Annotated in this window: 13 protein-coding genes, 1 other RNA gene and 1 pseudogene; 7 read left to right on the forward strand and 8 right to left on the reverse strand. The window is 61.8% G+C overall.

Annotation, left to right across the window (positions count from 1 at the left end):
- Positions 1 to 5 precede the first annotated feature (5 nt).
- The 5 genes from ccoS (at position 6) to AB4N42_RS22820 (ending at position 4,047) form a co-directional block, all read left to right on the forward strand.
- Positions 6 to 224 carry a cbb3-type cytochrome oxidase assembly protein CcoS gene (gene ccoS / locus AB4N42_RS22800; protein WP_030140895.1) on the forward strand — a complete coding sequence of 73 codons (219 nt, stop codon included), beginning with the start codon at positions 6 to 8 and terminating at the stop codon, positions 222 to 224.
- Positions 217 to 900: a sulfite exporter TauE/SafE family protein gene (locus AB4N42_RS22805; RefSeq protein WP_030140894.1), complete on the forward strand. Its 684-nt coding sequence runs from the start codon at positions 217 to 219 to the stop codon at positions 898 to 900. The genes ccoS and AB4N42_RS22805 overlap by 8 nt, the downstream gene beginning before the upstream one ends.
- A 310-nt stretch (positions 901 to 1,210) precedes the next feature.
- Entirely contained in the window at positions 1,211 to 2,593 is a 1,383-nt protein-coding gene (hemN, locus tag AB4N42_RS22810) for an oxygen-independent coproporphyrinogen III oxidase (RefSeq protein ID WP_030140893.1), read from the forward strand.
- A gap of 95 nt (positions 2,594 to 2,688) precedes the next feature.
- Complete coding sequence (gene fnr, locus AB4N42_RS22815) at positions 2,689 to 3,423, forward strand: fumarate/nitrate reduction transcriptional regulator Fnr (protein ID WP_030140892.1); 735 nt, start codon at positions 2,689 to 2,691, stop codon at positions 3,421 to 3,423.
- 75 nt (positions 3,424 to 3,498) lie between these two features.
- A complete protein-coding gene (locus tag AB4N42_RS22820) occupies positions 3,499 to 4,047 on the forward strand; it encodes an adenine phosphoribosyltransferase (protein ID WP_003183509.1) in 549 nt (182 codons plus the stop codon).
- Between the two features lie 138 nt (positions 4,048 to 4,185).
- Here the strand turns inward: AB4N42_RS22820 and recR are convergent, their stop codons facing one another.
- The 4 genes from recR to dnaX all read right to left on the reverse strand — a co-directional run bounded on the left by recR (position 4,186) and on the right by dnaX (position 8,676).
- Positions 4,186 to 4,788 (reverse strand): recombination mediator RecR, encoded by a 603-nt coding sequence (gene recR / locus AB4N42_RS22825; protein WP_460115411.1) that lies wholly within the window; start codon positions 4,786 to 4,788, stop codon positions 4,186 to 4,188.
- 66 nt (positions 4,789 to 4,854) lie between these two features.
- Positions 4,855 to 5,883, reverse strand: coding sequence for an NADP-dependent oxidoreductase (locus AB4N42_RS22830; RefSeq protein WP_030140890.1), 1,029 nt, complete (start codon positions 5,881 to 5,883; stop codon positions 4,855 to 4,857).
- A gap of 314 nt (positions 5,884 to 6,197) precedes the next feature.
- The gene (locus tag AB4N42_RS22835; protein WP_003183512.1) at positions 6,198 to 6,536 is read right to left on the reverse strand and encodes a YbaB/EbfC family nucleoid-associated protein; all 339 of its coding nucleotides are present in this window, start codon (positions 6,534 to 6,536) and stop codon (positions 6,198 to 6,200) included.
- A gap of 64 nt (positions 6,537 to 6,600) precedes the next feature.
- Positions 6,601 to 8,676 carry a DNA polymerase III subunit gamma/tau gene (gene dnaX, locus AB4N42_RS22840; RefSeq protein WP_460115412.1) on the reverse strand — a complete coding sequence of 692 codons (2,076 nt, stop codon included), beginning with the start codon at positions 8,674 to 8,676 and terminating at the stop codon, positions 6,601 to 6,603.
- Positions 8,677 to 8,819: 143 nt separating this feature from the next.
- On the opposite strand from dnaX, the gene AB4N42_RS22845 reads away from it, so the two are divergent.
- Positions 8,820 to 9,587, forward strand: coding sequence for a substrate-binding periplasmic protein (locus tag AB4N42_RS22845; RefSeq protein ID WP_030140887.1), 768 nt, complete (start codon positions 8,820 to 8,822; stop codon positions 9,585 to 9,587).
- Here AB4N42_RS22845 and AB4N42_RS22850 read toward each other — a convergent pair.
- The gene (locus tag AB4N42_RS22850; RefSeq protein ID WP_198797581.1) at positions 9,539 to 11,281 is read right to left on the reverse strand and encodes a putative bifunctional diguanylate cyclase/phosphodiesterase; all 1,743 of its coding nucleotides are present in this window, start codon (positions 11,279 to 11,281) and stop codon (positions 9,539 to 9,541) included. The two genes, AB4N42_RS22845 and AB4N42_RS22850, sit on opposite strands and share 49 nt — an antisense overlap.
- A 339-nt stretch (positions 11,282 to 11,620) precedes the next feature.
- Here AB4N42_RS22850 and AB4N42_RS22855 point away from each other — a divergent pair, with 339 nt between their 5' ends.
- Positions 11,621 to 11,935 carry a helix-turn-helix domain-containing protein gene (locus AB4N42_RS22855; RefSeq protein ID WP_460115413.1) on the forward strand — a complete coding sequence of 105 codons (315 nt, stop codon included), beginning with the start codon at positions 11,621 to 11,623 and terminating at the stop codon, positions 11,933 to 11,935.
- Positions 11,936 to 12,117: 182 nt separating this feature from the next.
- On the opposite strand, the gene ffs is transcribed toward AB4N42_RS22855, so the two are convergent.
- The 3 genes and pseudogenes from ffs to ligA form a co-directional block, all read right to left on the reverse strand.
- Positions 12,118 to 12,214, reverse strand: an RNA gene (ffs, locus tag AB4N42_RS22860) — signal recognition particle sRNA small type.
- Positions 12,215 to 12,530: 316 nt separating this feature from the next.
- Entirely contained in the window at positions 12,531 to 13,691 is a 1,161-nt protein-coding gene (locus tag AB4N42_RS22865; protein WP_030140884.1) for a zinc-binding metallopeptidase family protein, read from the reverse strand.
- 128 nt (positions 13,692 to 13,819) lie between these two features.
- Positions 13,820 to 16,179 (reverse strand): annotated as a pseudogene (gene ligA, locus AB4N42_RS22870) (NAD-dependent DNA ligase LigA).
- Positions 16,180 to 16,245 lie beyond the last annotated feature (66 nt).

The raw sequence follows: 16,245 nt of genomic DNA on the forward strand, positions 1-16,245 counted from the left end.
CCGACATGCCAGCTCTCTACGTAATGATCCCGGCCGCGCTGCTGATCGTGGCCATCGCCGTGTACATTTTTTTCTGGGCCGTGGACAGCGGACAGTACGACGACCTTGACGGTCCGGCCCACAGCATCCTGTTCGACGACCAGGACCCGAACCACAAGGCGGCGGTGGACGAAGCCAGCGGCGAGGTCCAGAAACCGGACGACAAGGCGCCGCCCCATGCTTGACCTGGCACCGCTGCTGGTTTCAGCCGTCATCCTGGGTCTGTTGGGCGGCGGCCATTGCCTGGGCATGTGTGGCGGCCTGATGGGCGCCCTCACCCTGGCGATTCCCAAGGACCAACGCAGCCGCCGCTTTCGGCTGTTGCTGGCGTACAACCTCGGACGGATCCTGAGCTACGCCACCGCAGGCTTGCTGATCGGCCTGGCCGGCTGGGCCGTCGCCAACAGCCCGGCGGCGATGATCATGCGCGTGCTGGCCGGTTTGCTGCTGATCGCCATGGGCCTGTACCTCGCCGGATGGTGGAGCGGCCTGACCCGCATCGAAAGTATCGGTCGTGGTTTGTGGCGACATATCCAGCCTGTCGCCAACCGCTTGCTGCCAGTGTCGAGCGTGCCTCGGGCCTTGCTGCTCGGCGCATTATGGGGCTGGTTGCCGTGCGGATTGGTCTACAGCACCCTGCTGTGGTCCGCCAGCCAGGGCAATGCACTGGACAGTGCGCTGCTGATGCTCGCCTTCGGCCTCGGCACCTGGCCGGTGCTGCTCGCCACCGGCCTGGCGGCCGAGCGCGTCACCGCGCTGCTGCGCAAACGCAGCGTACGCATGGCCGGGGGATTGTTGGTGATTGTCTTCGGTATCTGGACGCTGCCAGGGCCGCATCAGCATTGGCTCATGGGGCACTGAGCGAATCGCCATCTTCGCCAGCCATTCAGAGAGAATGAACTCAACCACCGCAACAGCCCCCGTGGCGAGGGAGCTTGCTCCCGCTGGCCTGCAAAGCAGGCCCCTACGATCTTCAGGCAGAACGCATCTAGCTGATATTGCGTCTGCTGCGCAGCCGAGCGGGAGCAAGCTCCCTCGCCACGGGTCTTGAGTGGTCTGGACAGACGTCGCCCCTCGACGACTGCTGATGCGCCGTTGACGCAAATCAACACCCCCCTCCCCACGCCCCCATAGACTCCCGACCATGCCAGCCTATCCGGGGAACGCCCGCATGCTCGACGCCATTCGTTGGGACTCAGACCTGATCCGCCGCTACGACCTGGCGGGACCACGCTACACCTCGTACCCGACCGCGGCACAGTTCGGCAGCCAGGTGAGCTCGTTCGACCTGCTTCACGCCCTGCGCGATAGCCGCAAGGCGCTCAAGCCGCTATCGCTGTATGTGCACGTGCCGTTTTGCGCGAACATCTGCTACTACTGCGCCTGCAACAAGGTCATCACCAAGGACCGCGGTCGCGCCCATGCCTACCTGCAACGCCTGGAGCAGGAAATCCAGCTGATCGGCTGCCATCTCGACCCCGCCCAGCGCGTCGAACAACTTCATTTGGGCGGTGGCACCCCGACGTTCCTCAGTCACGACGAGCTGCGCCAGTTGATGGCCAAGCTGCGCCAGCACTTGAACCTGATGGACGACGATTCCGGCGACTACAGCATCGAGATCGACCCTCGCGAAGCCGACTGGTCGACCATGGGCCTGTTGCGGGAATTGGGTTTCAACCGGGTCAGCGTCGGCCTGCAAGACCTCGACCCGGCCGTCCAGCGCGCCGTCAATCGCCTGCAAAGCCTGGAAGAAACCCGTGCCGTGATCGAAGCGGCGCGGACCTTGCAGTTTCGCTCGATCAACATCGACCTCATCTACGGCCTGCCCAAGCAGACCCCGGACAATTTCGCGCGCACCGTCGAGGAAGTCATCAACCTGCAACCGGACCGCCTCTCGGTGTTCAATTACGCCCACCTGCCGGAACGCTTCATGCCCCAGCGGCGCATCAACAGCCTGGACCTGCCAAACCCCGAGCAGAAACTCGCCATGCTGCAAGGCACCGTTGAACAACTGACCACCGCCGGATACCGCTACATCGGCATGGACCACTTTGCCCTGCCCGACGACGAACTGGCGATCGCTCAGGAAGAGGCGACATTGCAGCGTAACTTCCAGGGCTACACCACCCATGGCCACTGCGATCTGATCGGCCTAGGGGTGTCGGCCATCAGCCAGGTCGGCGACCTGTACTGCCAAAACAGCAGCGACCTGAACCATTACCAGAACACATTGGCCGATGGGCAACTGGCAACCAGTCGCGGGCTGGTGTGCAACGCCGACGACCGAGCGCGTCGAGCGGTGATCCAGCAACTGATCTGCCACTTCATCCTGGCGTTCGCCGAAATCGAGCAACGCTTCAACATCGATTTCCGTGACTATTTTGCGTCGTCATGGCCGCAGTTGCAGGTCATGGCCGACGATGGCCTGATCGAATTGACGGACACGCATCTCCAGGTCTTGCCTGCCGGGCGCCTGCTGGTGCGCTCGATCTGCATGGTGTTCGATGCCTATCTGGAGCAGCAAAACCGGCAGCGTTTTTCCCGAGTCATCTGAGCGCGACAATTTGACGGTAACGCTGCACTGGCCGGAGTGTGTGCGCTGGGTTACCCTTACGTCTAATGTGTGTTTTTCCCACAAGGATTTAAGAAATGTCCGAGCCAGTCAAATCGCGCGCTCATAACCAGGCTCATTGCAAGGATTGCAGCCTGGCCCCTCTCTGTCTGCCACTTTCGCTGAATCTGGAGGACATGGACGCGCTGGACGACATCGTCAAGCGGGGACGTCCCTTGAAAAAAGGCGAGTTCCTGTTCCGCCAGGGCGATGCCTTCGACTCGGTCTACGCCGTGCGCTCGGGCGCCCTGAAGACGTTCAACCTGAGCGACGGTGGCGAAGAACAGCTCACCGGGTTCCACCTGCCCAGTGAACTGGTGGGCCTGTCCGGCATGGACACCGAAAGCCATCCGGTCTCGGCCCAGGCGCTGGAAACCACTTCCGTGTGCGAAATCCCCTTCGATCGCCTGGATGAACTGGCCATACAGCTGCCGCAGCTGCGCCGCCAGTTGATGCGGGTGATGAGCCGGGAGATCCGCGACGACCAGCAAATGATGCTGTTGCTCTCGAAGAAGACCGCCGATGAGCGCATTGCGACGTTCCTGGTCAACCTCTCGGCGCGCTTCCGTGCCCGTGGGTTTTCGGCCAATCAGTTTCGCTTGAGCATGTCGCGCAACGAAATCGGCAACTACCTGGGCCTGGCGGTGGAAACCGTGTCCCGGGTGTTTACCCGGTTCCAGCAGAATGAATTGATTGCCGCCGAGGGCAAGGAGATCCATATCCTTGATCCGATCCAGCTCTGCGCTTTGGCTGGCGGCTCGGTCGACGGCTGATGCGCTTGCGCGGCTGAGGCTTTCGCCTCGCCGCGCTATACTGCCGCGTTTGCAGCCAGCCAGGACACCTCAACGATGGTCTTCGACTCCTTCGACATCAAATCCCTGATCCGCCCCGTGATCGATTTCCCCAAGCCAGGCGTGATCTTTCGCGATATCACACCGTTGTTTCAGTCACCCACGGCCCTGCGGCTGGTCATGGACAGTTTCGCCCACCGTTATGTCGAGGCCGAGTTCACGCACATCGGCGCGATGGATGCACGCGGCTTCCTGATTGGCTCGATCCTCGCCTATCAGTTGAACAAGCCTCTGGTGCTGTTTCGCAAGCAAGGCAAACTGCCGGCCGACGTATTGGCCGAGGGTTACCAGACCGAGTACGGCGAAGCCTTCCTGGAAGTCCACGCGGACAGCCTGTGCGAAGGGGATTCGGTGGTGATGTTCGATGACCTGATCGCCACGGGCGGCACGTTGATCGCCGCCGCCAACCTGATCCGCCGCATGGGTGCGAAGGTCCACGAAGCGGCCGCGATCATTGATCTGCCGGAGCTGCTCGGGTCCCAGCGCCTGGAAGACATGGGCATCCCGACGTTCTGCCTGACGCAGTTTTCGCTCAGCGAAAAATAACCTCCAAACAACGAATAACCCTGTGGGAGCGAGCTTGCTCGCGATGGCGGTGGATCAGTTGATACTTATACTGGCTGACACACCGCTATCGCGAGCAAGCTCGCTCCCACAGGGGGTTGTGTGGGGGTTGTGTGGCGGTTATAAGGCGATCGGCTTACGCCCCGCAAACGAATGCGCCAGCGTCCCGCCGTCCACCAGCTCAAGCTCCCCACCCAGCGGCACGCCGTGGGCGATGCGAGAGGCCACCAGGCCTTTATAGCTCAGCAACTGGGCGATGTAATGGGCGGTAGCTTCGCCTTCGACCGTCGGGTTGGTGGCGAGGATGACTTCGGTAAACGTGCCCGCCTCCTCGATCCGCGCCATCAATTGTGGAATGCCAATCGCCTCGGGCCCCAGGCCGTCGAGCGGCGACAAGTGCCCCTTGAGCACAAAGTAACGGCCACGAAAACCGGTCTGCTCCACCGCATAGACGTCCATCGGCCCCTCCACCACACAAAGCAGGCTGTCGTCCCGACGCGGGTCGGCGCATTGCGGACAAAGGTCGTCCTCGGTCAGGGTCCGGCACAGGCGACAGTGCCCTACCCCTTCCATGGCCTGGCTCAAGGCCTGGGCCAGGCGCGAGCCGCCGCTGCGATCACGCTCGAGCAATTGCAACGCCATGCGCTGGGCGGTTTTCTGACCCACGCCCGGCAAGGTTCGCAGGGCATCAATCAGTTGGCGGATCAAAGGGCTGAAGCTCATCGAGGAAACGTCCGACATAACAACGAGACGCGGTTTATACCCGCGCCTCCGATTAGCGTCAAATACTCAATCGCGCGCCACCCGCACGACCAGCTTGCCGAAATTGCGCCCTTCCAGCAGGCCGATGAACGCCTGTGGTGCATTCTCCAGTCCGTCGACGACGTCTTCGCGGAACTTGACCCGGCCGTCGCGCACCCAAGGCGCCATGGCGCTGATGAATTCCGGCTGGCGGTCACCGTAGTCATCGAACACGATGAAACCCTGGATGCGCACGCGTTTGGTCAACAGGGTGCGCTGTAGCTGCGGCAGGCGATCCGGACCACTTGGCGGCTGATGATCATTGTAGGACGCGATCAAACCGCAAAGCGGGATGCGCGCCTTGGCGTTGAGCAATGGCAGCACTGCCTCAAAAACCTTTCCGCCGACGTTTTCGTAATAGATATCAATGCCCTTGTCGCAGGCCCGAGCCAGCTCTTCGGCAAAATTCGCGCTCTTGTGGTCGATGCAGGCGTCGAACCCCAGCTCATCGACCACGTATTTGCATTTTTCACCGCCACCGGCCACGCCCACCACCCGCAGGCCCTTGATCTTTGCCACTTGGCCGACCACTGAGCCCACCGCGCCGGAGGCCGCCGCCACGACCAGGGTTTCTCCCGCCTTGGGTTGGCCAATGTCCATCAACCCCATGTAGGCGGTCATGCCGGGCATGCCCAAAACACCCAGCGCCATCGAAGGGCTGGGCAATCCTGAAGGGATTGGAATGACATTGCGCCCATCGCTGATGCAGTGGCTTTGCCAACCCGTGGCGCCCACCACCAGATCACCCTCCTGGAATTTCGGGTGCATCGAGCGCTCCACGCGACTGACAGCACCACCGGTCATCACTTCGTCGATTTGTACCGGGGCCGCGTAGGACGGTGCGTCACTCATGCGCCCGCGCATATAGGGGTCCAGGGACAGGAACAGCGTCTTGAGCAGGATCTGCCCTTCGGCCAGATCCGGCAGCGTCATGTGTTCAAGGCGAAAATTTTCAGCGGTTGGCGCGCCGGTGGGGCGCGAGGCCAGGACGATGCGCTGGTTGGAAATCGATGACATGGGGCGTCTCCTTGTTCGTTGAGCGGACACGTATAGGGAGCAGACCATTGCCGAGGGGGCGGCGTTCGATGTTTGTTCGGTTGGACCGCAGTGGCCGCATCGTCGGAACGCCGCCCGGAGCAAGCTCGCTCCCACAGGGTTCATGGGTGAACACACATCTTGTATTCATCACAATCTACTGTGGGAGCGAGCTTGCTCCGGGCGGCGTTCCGACGATAGCGATCTGGCATCCACTGCTATCTCTGAAGCAGAAACAAAAATGCCAGGCGCGATGCCTGGCATTGTGTGTAGCCCATCCCGACCGGGATGGCGAATCAGAACGGCAGTTTCATGCCCGGCGGCAATTGCATGCCCGCGGTCATGCCGGACATCTTGTCCTGGCTGTTGGCTTCGATCTTGCGCACCGCGTCGTTGACGGCAGCGGCGAACAGGGCTTCGAGCATTTCCTTGTCGTCTTCGCTCAGGCCTTCGACCACGCTCGGATCGATGCTGACGCGCTTGATGTCATGGCGACCGGTCATGACCACGGTCACCATGTCGCCACCGGACTTGCCGGTGACTTCGGCGTTGGCCAACTCTTCCTGCATCTTGGCCATTTTTTCCTGCATCTGCTGCGCCTGCTTCATCAGGCCGGCCATGCCACCTTTCATCATGGGAATCACCTCGAAAGTACTTGGATAAACAACGCGCCCGGCCTGCACGGCCCGGCGCCTTCAGTTATGAGCCCTGGGGGACCGGGGCCTCGACAGGTTCGATAGTATCGTGACGGACCACGGCGCCGAACTGTTGCATCATCTGCTGGATGAACGGATCGTTGTGGATCGAATCCTCGGCTTCACGCTGCCGGTCGGCACGGCGCCGGGACGCGGCCTGGGCCGGCGTCTCCTGCTCGGGCTTGATCAGCTCGATGGTCAACGTCAGGGTGCGCTGATGGTACTGGTTCAGCGCATCGTTGAGGCGACGCTGCTGGGTCGCGTTGAACAGCGCGCTGTGGGCCGGATCCAGGTGCAGCAACCAATGGTCGCCCTCCACCGAGATCAGCGTACAGTTGGCGGCGATGCTGCCGGTCATGCCGCTGATCTGCAGCTTCGGGAACAGCTCCAGCCATTGCAGGGCCAATCCGGTGGCCGGCATCGCCGCCGGTTCCGGCTCGGGCTCCGGGGCCGGCTCGGCGGCATGCTCGCTGGCCAGGTCATCCAGGTAGCTGTAGGCCGAATCCATGTCCGGTTCGATGTAGTCCTCGTCCAGCGGCGGCTCGTCGTCCAGGTCGATGCCCGGCGTGGCGACATCGACGTCGGCCACCGTTGGCTCCGGCATCGGTGCAGCCACCCACTCCGGCGCGTCAGGCACTGCGCTGTCCGGCGTCGGCATGGGCATCGGCGGCAATTCAGGCTGCTCGGCAACGGTCTCCAAAACGGGCTCGACGGCCGGTTGCTGGACAACTTCCGGCTCGACCGGATCGTTCCAAGGCAGGTCGATGACGGCTTCGGCAACCGGCTCGGGAAGCGCCTCGGCGCGCGGCTCAGGTTCCGGCTCGGGTGTCGCGACGGCAGGCGCCGGCACCGGCTGGGCTACGGGCGCCACCACTGCCGGAACAGGAGCCGCTGCCGGCGCAACCACGGGCGCGGCAGCCACTGGCTTGGCGGAATCAGCTGTGGCCTGGCTGATCCCCACTGGCTTTAGCGCTTGTCTCGGCGCATCCGGCGTATCGGCGGGCCGGAACGCAAGCATCCGCAGCAAGACCATTTCGAAACCGCCTCGCGGGTCCGGCGCCAGGGGCAGGTCGCGACGGCCGATCAGGCCCATCTGGTAATAGAACTGCACGTCCTCGGCCGGCAGCGCCTGGGCCAGGGCCAGTACGCGATCACGGTCGCCATGACCGTTGTCGACGCCATCAGGCAGGGCCTGGGCGATGGCGACACGGTGCAGCACGTTGAGAATTTCCGAGAGCACGCCATTCCAGTCCGGTCCCTGCTCGGCCAGGTGACGCACCGCTTCCAGCAGCGCCTTGGCGTCGCCTTCGATCAATGCGTGCAAGACGTCATAGACCTGGCCGTGATCAAGCGTGCCAAGCATGGCCCGCACATCGGCGGCCATGACCTTGCCTTCGCCGAACGCGATGGCCTGGTCGGTCAGGCTCATGGCGTCGCGCATCGAACCATCGGCGGCGCGGCCCAACAGCCACAGCGCGTCGTCTTCGAAGGGCACGTTCTCGACGCCCAGCACGTGGGTCAAATGCTCGACGACGCGTTCCGGCGTCATGTTCTTGAGGGAGAACTGCAAGCACCGCGACAGAATCGTTGCAGGGAGTTTCTGCGGATCGGTGGTCGCCAGGATGAACTTGACGTAGGGCGGCGGTTCTTCGAGGGTCTTGAGCAGCGCATTGAAGGAATGGCTGGAGAGCATGTGCACTTCGTCGATCAGGTAGACCTTGAAGCGCCCACGGCTCGGCGCGTACTGCACGTTGTCGAGCAGTTCGCGGGTGTCCTCGACCTTGGTGCGGCTGGCGGCGTCGATTTCGATCAGATCGACAAAACGGCCTTCGTCGATTTCCCGGCAGACCGAACATTCGCCGCAGGGCGACGAGGTGATGCCGGTTTCACAGTTCAGGCACTTGGCGATGATCCGCGCGATGGTGGTCTTGCCCACGCCACGGGTGCCCGTGAACAGATAGGCGTGGTGCAGCCGCTGGCTGTCCAAGGCATTGATCAGAGCCTTGAGCACATGGGTCTGGCCGACCATTTCGCGGAACGAGCGCGGACGCCATTTACGTGCAAGAACCTGATAACTCATCGAAAACCGTCGCAACGAAGGAACATAAGCGGCTAATGCTAGCGGAGCAGGGGCGAAATTGCATCCGGTGTGCTCGTCTAATCTGGCTAAGCTAGGTTGAGCAGCTCGATTGTCGGCACGTTTTTGTATAGTCAGGAGAGTTTATGCGTTCGGCCATGGGGGCTTTGCTGTTGTTGGGAACGGGATGTTTCGCAGAAGAGGTCCCCTTGCGCTTCGCCATTACCGATGGCTGGGCCATGCCCATGGTGCAGATAGAGAGGGGCCGTCCAACCCAGGGCATCCTGCCGGATATCATGACCAGCCTGGCGACCCGAGTGGGCATGCCGGCGCAATTCCACGTGCTTTCCCGCGCGAGACTCGATGGCGCCATGGAGCACGGTGAAATAGACATGCGGTGTTACGTCTCGCCTGATTGGGTGGACCACGAAGCGCCCGACTACCTTTGGAGTGTCCCGCTGTTTTTTCAGCGCGATGTACTGGTCGGCTCGTCCAGCGCTCCGGTGAAAATCAACCCCGCGGCGCTGGCACAGCAATCGATCGGCACCGTGCTCAGCTATAGGTATCCTACCCTTCAGCCTTTGTTCGACAACGGCCATCTCCGGCGGGACGACGCACGCAGCCAGGACCAGGTGCTGGCAAAGCTGCTGGCGGGACGTTATCACTATGCGGTCAGCAATCAATGGGCGTTGGACTGGTTCAACCAACGCCACACCGCTGACCGGCAATTGCACGAAGTCGCGGTCCTCCAGGAACAGCAACTGAGCTGTTACCTGCGCAATGACCCGAACATCCCGGTGCAACGCATTCTGCAAACCTTGCAGGAGATGAAGGCATCCGGGGAAATCGACGCAATCATCCAGCTTTATACCGGCCGCGGTGACGGGTCGCAGGCCAGCGCCGCTTCGCTCTGATCGGCTGGCCGGGCCTGCCATTGGAACGGTGGAATAAACGTCTTGACCCAGCCCGGTATCTGCCTGGCGGGCATCGGTCGGGCGATGAAATAACCCTGGGCCACTTCACAACCCAGGTCCAACAGGAGCTGCCCATGCTCCAGGCTGTCCAATCCCTCCGCGACCACCTGTCGACCAAATGCCCGGGCAAGGCCGATCACCGCTTCGGTCAAGGCCAGGTCGTCCCGGTCATTGAGAATATCGCGCACGAACGTCTTGTCGATCTTGATGGTTTGCGTGCGCAGGTGCTTGAGGTCGTTGAGCGAACAATTCCCCGTACCGAAGCCGCCCAGGGAAAAGCCCACGCCCAAGGCCTGGCACGCCTGGAGGCAAGCGCTGACATGCGCCAGGTTTTCCACGGCCACCGACTCGACGATTTGCAGGTCGAGCATGCGCGGCGACACCGCCGGATGCCGTTCCAGTACCTGCCGCAGCCGCTCGACAAAGTCCGCCCGCTGAAAATGCCGCGCCGAAATATTGATGCTGACCGGCCAGCCCGGTCCCGTCCGTTGCCATTGTTGAAGCTGGGTCAATACCTGTTCCATGACCCATTCGCCGATGTCGACGATCAGATCGGTTTCCTCCACCAACGGCAGGAATTCCCGTGGCGGCACCAGGCCTCGCTGCGGATGCTTCCAGCGCAACAAGGCCTCGAGCCCGACCACCACACCATCGCGCATATTGACCTTTGGCTGAAAATGCAACCGCAACTCATTGTCGGCCAGCGCCTGCCGCACCCGCTCTACGGTCTGGTACGTGGCCCGCACTTCCTTGTCCCTGGAAACGTCGAACAGATGGAAGCGATTGCGACCGCTCTGCTTGGCCACGTACATCGCCTGGTCGGCGTGGCGCAGCAGCGTGTCGGCGTCCTCGTTGTCCCACGGAGACAGCGTGACGCCGATGCTGGCAAAGACGTTGATGGCCTTGCCGTCGATGACATAAGGCATGGAAACCGCGATCAGGACCCGGTTCAAGGCCGCATGCAATTCGTCCATCCCTCGCACATGGCGCAACACCAGGACGAACTCATCCCCGGCCAGCCGCGCCACGACGTCTTCGCCACGCACGATGCTGCGCAGGCGCCTGGCGACTTCCACCAGCAGCCGATCGCCACTGGCATGGCCATACCCGTCGTTGACGGCCTTGAAGCCATCGAGGTCGAGCATGCACACGGCCAAGGGCAGGTTTTCCACCCGGGAAAACGCCAGGGCCTGGTCCAGCAGTTCGGATAAATAGGTGCGATTGGGCAAGCCGGTGAGCACGTCGTGACCGACACGCCATTGCAAGGAATGCAGCAACCGACGCTTCTCGCTGACGTCAAAACGAATCGCCAGATAACGCTTGATCTTCCCTGTCGCTTCGTCGATCACCGGCACCAGGGTGGTATCGACCCAATGCAACGCCCCATCCTTGGCCCGATTACAGATCTCGCCCTTCCAGATCTTGCCCAAGACGATGGTGCGCCACATGGCGCTGAAGAACTCACTGGGATGTTGGCCCGAGTTGAGCACGCGGTGGTCTGCCCCCAGCAACTCATCCCGACCGTAGCCAAACAGGCTGCAGAATTGATCATTGACGTAAGTGATGCGCCCGCTCAAATCGGTTTCGGAAAAGATCGCGGCGGCGTCAACAGCCCTGCGGTACTTCTTATCCATCGAAGCAGTCATCCATGAGTCAGGCTCGTTTGTCGCGCACGGTTGCACCGCCCCCGCAGAGGCGAAAATCAACTAGGCTCAAATACCTTGAGAAAGCTGGAGCATGGACGCTGGCGGTGCGACCTGAAAAGCTCCAGGCCCCGCCCTGTGTCGCTGCAAAAGAAGCGCGAGCCCCGGTCTTTCCTGCACACCGGCTCCTGAAGCAGGTCACTAAAATACCCATGCCAAAGGCCGATTCTACGAAACGCATCACATTTTGCAAAGCAAGGTGATGGAACGAGCGGTTGCCTAATGCGAAGATCTATCGTTAAGTTCTTGATTCTGAATGGGAATTAAGCGATGCGAATTTCAAGTCTGGGTCCGGCCATCAGACGCTACCGCAAAGTAGCGGGGCTCACTCAGGCTGAACTTGGCGAAAAAACCGGTTTCGACCCGAAAACCATCAGCCGCTTCGAAACCGGCGCCTACACTCCGAGTGTCGAAGCCCTGTTCCTGTTTGCCGACGCACTGGATGTCCCGCTCAAGGCATTCTTCGCCGACATGGGCGACGAAGACGAGCAGCGGGCGTACCTGTTCAACATTATTCACAAAGCCACCCCGAAGGACCTCGGGAAGCTGATCGTGGCGGTTGACCAGGCGCTGTCCAAGCCTTGATGCAGTGAAATAGAAGCAGGGGGTGCCAACGGCAAGTCTCGGTCTCCTTGTTGGCGCTCGGCTGCCTTGTCCGCGAAAACCAGGGCAGCAGAAAGCACCGATCAGTGTCGATCAGCAAAACAACAAGAAATTTTGAGTTTGGCAAACCTTGCGAACGAAGGCCTGGAGCGTTATGGAGGCAACCCCACCAGCCACACCCCGGCACACAATGTTCCCGCTGTGGCTGCTTCCTTCCGGATCTGACCAGGTTCACGGGTAATCGTTGCGGGGGGACCGATGGGGTCACCATAACGACGCCCGCCTGACGGCGAGCCGCGCCATTGTACCTATCTGACAAGAAGTTACAACCGTTCGTGGCGGATTAAAAACTGAAGATGTTCAAGCACTTGCTATGGGATCCCGGTTTGCCTGCGAGGGTGTCGGCACGTTCAGCATGACGTTGGCTGACCGGCCGCTATCGCGAGCAAGCTCGCTCCCACAGGGGTTCTGTGCCCGGACGTCAGAGCTGCGGACAACCGCCAGCCAGTGTGGGAGCGAGCCTGCTCGCGAAAGCGTCGGCACATTCAACGAGGATGCAGCCGGCCTCCACAGACACTTACAACAACACCTCATCCGCCCGACCGCCCTCCTCCTGGATCACCAGATGGATGAAATGCAGTTTGGTGATCACCGCAGCCGGCACGACGAACGGGTAGAAATCCGGCTGGCCCATGCTGCGCGACAGCTCGTTGAGCATGCCCGCCAGTTCGATCCAGGCGTTGACGAATGACAGGAACGCCGTGCCACCCGCATGCCCCGGGTCAAACAGGGTGTCGGGCGGGAACGGCTGATAGTCGAAATCCATTTCCCGCGCACTCATGCCGAAGCCCAGCGCCGTGTCCACCGCGTCCATCATGTGCAGGTAATGAGCCCAGGTCTCGGCCCAATCCTCCCAAGGATGCATGGTGGCGTAGGCACTGACGTAGTGGGTTTGCCAATCCAGCGGCGCACCTTGTTGGTAGTGCCGCTCCAAAGCTTCGGAATAACTGGCGCGTTCATCGCCGAACAACGCGCGAAACGGTTCCAGCCAATGACTGTTGGCAATCAACCGATCCCAATAGTAATGGCCGACCTCGTGGCGAAAGTGCCCGAGCAAGGTGCGATACGGCTCGTGCATCTGCTGGCGCACGTGCTCGCGATGAGCATCGTCGGCTTCTTTGATATCGAGCGTGATAAGCCCACTGGCGTGCCCGGTCGTCGGCGGTTTTCCGTCGGGATCGACGCCGATGAAATCGAAGGCCAGGCCGATGTTGTCGTCGACAGTCTTGGGAATGACCGGCAAGCCGAGGGTGATCAACTGCGCCACCAGACGGCGCTTGGCCGTTTCAACCTTGCCCCAGCGCTCGGGGTTTTCCGGGAGCGACAGGTCAGGAATCGTGCGGTTCAAGCTGCAGGCGATGCACAGCGTGTCTTGTCCGTTGGCGGGAAGCAGCCAGTTGCAGGCCGCAGGGGTATCGAGATTGGCGCAGCGGCGGAACAGCCCGGCCTGCGGGTCGGCATCCAATGTCCAGGTATCAGGCTGCTCGCCGGGCTGGAGGGACGATAGGCGACTCTGCTCCGGCTGGTAGCCCAGCGCCGCCAGGCAAGCCAGGCATTGGCTGTTGCGAAAGAACAATGACTGGCCGCAACGGCACGGCCAGACCTTGCTGTTGCGTGACCGGTCACCGAGGAACGGCGCGGCGATGCGCGAGCTCAATTGTTCGAAGAAGCGGTACATGGCGATCTCTCCCTGGAGCCTGCAAGACTAGATCACCTTAGGTTCATGATCGTTCCAAAACACTGGGTCATAGCGCCGATAAACCGTGGCGAGGGAGCTTGCTCCCTCACCACAAAAGCCGAGCGCCCTCAGACCGGGATGCCATGGCCCTTCAGAAAGTCGACAAACGCTTGTTCGTCGAGCACCTTGAGCCCCAGCTCATTAGCCTTGGTCAACTTCGACCCCGCCCCCGGCCCGGCCACCACGCAGTGGGTCTTTGCCGACACGGAACCAGCCACCTTGGCCCCCAGGCTCTCCAACTTGTCCTTGGCTATGTCGCGACTCATCAGCTCCAACGAACCGGTCAATACCCAGGTGTGCCCTGCTTCGGGCAAGCCTTCGACAACCTTTTTCTCGCTCAGCCAGTGCATGCCGAAATCCTGCAGTTGCTTCTCTGCGGCCAAGGCCTGCTCTCGATTGGCAGCGACAGCGAAGAACTCGCGCACGGCGTTGGCCTGTTTTTCCGGAAGCGCCTGGCGCATGTCCAGCCAGTCGGCGTTCATGACTGCTTCGAGGGAACCGAACTTGTCCGCCAGTTTCTGCGCGCCGCCCGGGCCGACTGAAGGAATGTGCAGCTTGTCGAGGAAGCCGCCCAGGGTCGTGCTGGCAGAGAACTCCGCGCCCAACTCGCCCTGATCCTGAATTTCCAAGCCATGGCGCAGCAGATCCTTGATGACCTGGCGATTGTGCGGGTCCTCAAAGAAGCTGTGGATCTCATGGGCGACCTCCAGCCCCACATCCGGCAGGTACGTCAGCACTTGGGGCAACGCCGCCTGCACGCGCTCCAGCGAACCGAGGGAGCGGGCCAGGACCTTGGCGGTCTCCTCGCCCACGTCCGGGATGCCGAGGGCGTAGATGAAGCGCGCCAGGCTCGGCTGCTTGCTGTCGACGATGGCCGCCAGCAAATTCTTGCTCGATAGCTCGGCGAAGCCTTCCAGGTCGACGACTTGCTCGAACGTCAGCGCATACAGGTCGGCAGGCGACCCCACCAGCCCTTCATCCACCAACTGCTCGACACTTTTTTCGCCCAGGCCTTCGATATCCATCGCCCGCCGCGAGACGAAATGGATGATCGCCTGCTTGAGTTGCGCGCCACAAGCCAGGCGACCGACGCAGCGGTACACCGCGCCTTCGCTGACGGTCTCACGTCCCTTGCTGCGCTTGATCAGTTGCGTACGTTCGACATGGGAACCGCAAACCGGACACAGCCGCGGCACCTCCACCGGGCGAGCATCGTCCGGACGGCGCTCGGTGACGACTTGCACCACCTGCGGGATCACGTCGCCTAGGCGCGGCGAATGATCACCGTGTCGCCGATCATCAGACCCAGGCGCGCCACTTCGTCCATGTTGTGCAACGTGGCATTGGCCACCGTCACGCCAGCCACCTTGACGGGTTTGAGCCGCGCCACGGGTGTGACAGCACCGGTACGGCCGACCTGGAACTCGACGTCGAGCAATTCGGTGAGTTCTTCGCTGGCGGGGAATTTATGGGCGATGGCCCAGCGCGGCTCGCGGGCACGAAAACCCAACTCGCGCTGGGAGGCGATGCTGTTGACCTTGAACACCACGCCGTCGATTTCGTAGGGCAGCGAATTGCGTCGCTCGCCGATGTCGCGGTAGTAATCCAGGCATTCGTCGATGCCGTGGGCCAGCTTCAGCTCACGGCTGATGGGCATGCCCCAGGCCTTGAGTTGCTTGAGGTTACCGATGTGGGTGTCGGCGATGTCCGATGTCACCTGGCCGATGCCATAGCAACAGAACTCAAGGGGACGGTTGGCCGTGATTCTCGAGTCGAGCTGGCGCAGGCTACCCGCCGCCGCATTACGCGGATTGGCGAACGTCTTGCCGCCCGCTTCCAGTTGCGTGGCATTGAGGCGCTCGAAACCGGCCTTGGACATGTACACCTCGCCGCGCACTTCCAGCACCGGCGGCCAACCGCTGCCCTGCAGCTTGAGGGGAATATTGCGCACCGTGCGCACGTTGACGCTGATGTCCTCGCCCGTGGTGCCGTCACCGCGCGTGGCACCGCGCACCAACATGCCGTCCTGGTACAACAGGCTGACCGCCAAACCATCGAGCTTCGGTTCACAACTGTATTCCACCGCCGCACCGCCGCCGAGCAAATCGCCCAGGGGCAGGTCAAGGCCTTCTGTCACGCGCCGATCGAATTCACGCAGGGTGGTTTCGTCGAACGCGTTGCCCAGGCTGAGCATCGGGATCTCATGCCGCACCTGGCTGAACGCCGACAGCGCCATGCTGCCGACTCGCTGGGTCGGGGAGTCGCTGGTCACCAGTTCCGGGTGCTGCTCTTCCAGGGCCTTGAGTTCGTGGAACAGGCGGTCGTATTCGGCGTCCGGGATGCTCGGTTCATCGAGTACATGGTAACGATAGTTATGCTGATCCAGCTCGGCGCGCAGCTCTAGGATGCGGGTTTCAACGGCGTTCATGGTGTTCTCTCATAAAGCAAAAGAGCAGCCTGGGCTGCTCATTCTCAATACTTAGGTCGCTGCGGG

This window comes from Pseudomonas sp. H2_D02, assembly GCF_054677635.1.

Coding starts and splice junctions, on each gene's coding strand:
- ccoS (WP_030140895.1), top strand. CDS start 6: ATGCCAGCTCTCTACGTAATGATCCCGGCCGCGCTGCTGATCGTGGCC.
- AB4N42_RS22805 (WP_030140894.1), top strand. CDS start 217: ATGCTTGACCTGGCACCGCTGCTGGTTTCAGCCGTCATCCTGGGTCTG.
- hemN (WP_030140893.1), top strand. CDS start 1,211: ATGCTCGACGCCATTCGTTGGGACTCAGACCTGATCCGCCGCTACGAC.
- fnr (WP_030140892.1), top strand. CDS start 2,689: ATGTCCGAGCCAGTCAAATCGCGCGCTCATAACCAGGCTCATTGCAAG.
- AB4N42_RS22820 (WP_003183509.1), top strand. CDS start 3,499: ATGGTCTTCGACTCCTTCGACATCAAATCCCTGATCCGCCCCGTGATC.
- recR (WP_460115411.1), bottom strand. CDS start 4,788: ATGAGCTTCAGCCCTTTGATCCGCCAACTGATTGATGCCCTGCGAACC.
- AB4N42_RS22830 (WP_030140890.1), bottom strand. CDS start 5,883: ATGTCATCGATTTCCAACCAGCGCATCGTCCTGGCCTCGCGCCCCACC.
- AB4N42_RS22835 (WP_003183512.1), bottom strand. CDS start 6,536: ATGATGAAAGGTGGCATGGCCGGCCTGATGAAGCAGGCGCAGCAGATG.
- dnaX (WP_460115412.1), bottom strand. CDS start 8,676: ATGAGTTATCAGGTTCTTGCACGTAAATGGCGTCCGCGCTCGTTCCGC.
- AB4N42_RS22845 (WP_030140887.1), top strand. CDS start 8,820: ATGCGTTCGGCCATGGGGGCTTTGCTGTTGTTGGGAACGGGATGTTTC.
- AB4N42_RS22850 (WP_198797581.1), bottom strand. CDS start 11,281: ATGGATAAGAAGTACCGCAGGGCTGTTGACGCCGCCGCGATCTTTTCC.
- AB4N42_RS22855 (WP_460115413.1), top strand. CDS start 11,621: ATGCGAATTTCAAGTCTGGGTCCGGCCATCAGACGCTACCGCAAAGTA.
- AB4N42_RS22865 (WP_030140884.1), bottom strand. CDS start 13,691: ATGTACCGCTTCTTCGAACAATTGAGCTCGCGCATCGCCGCGCCGTTC.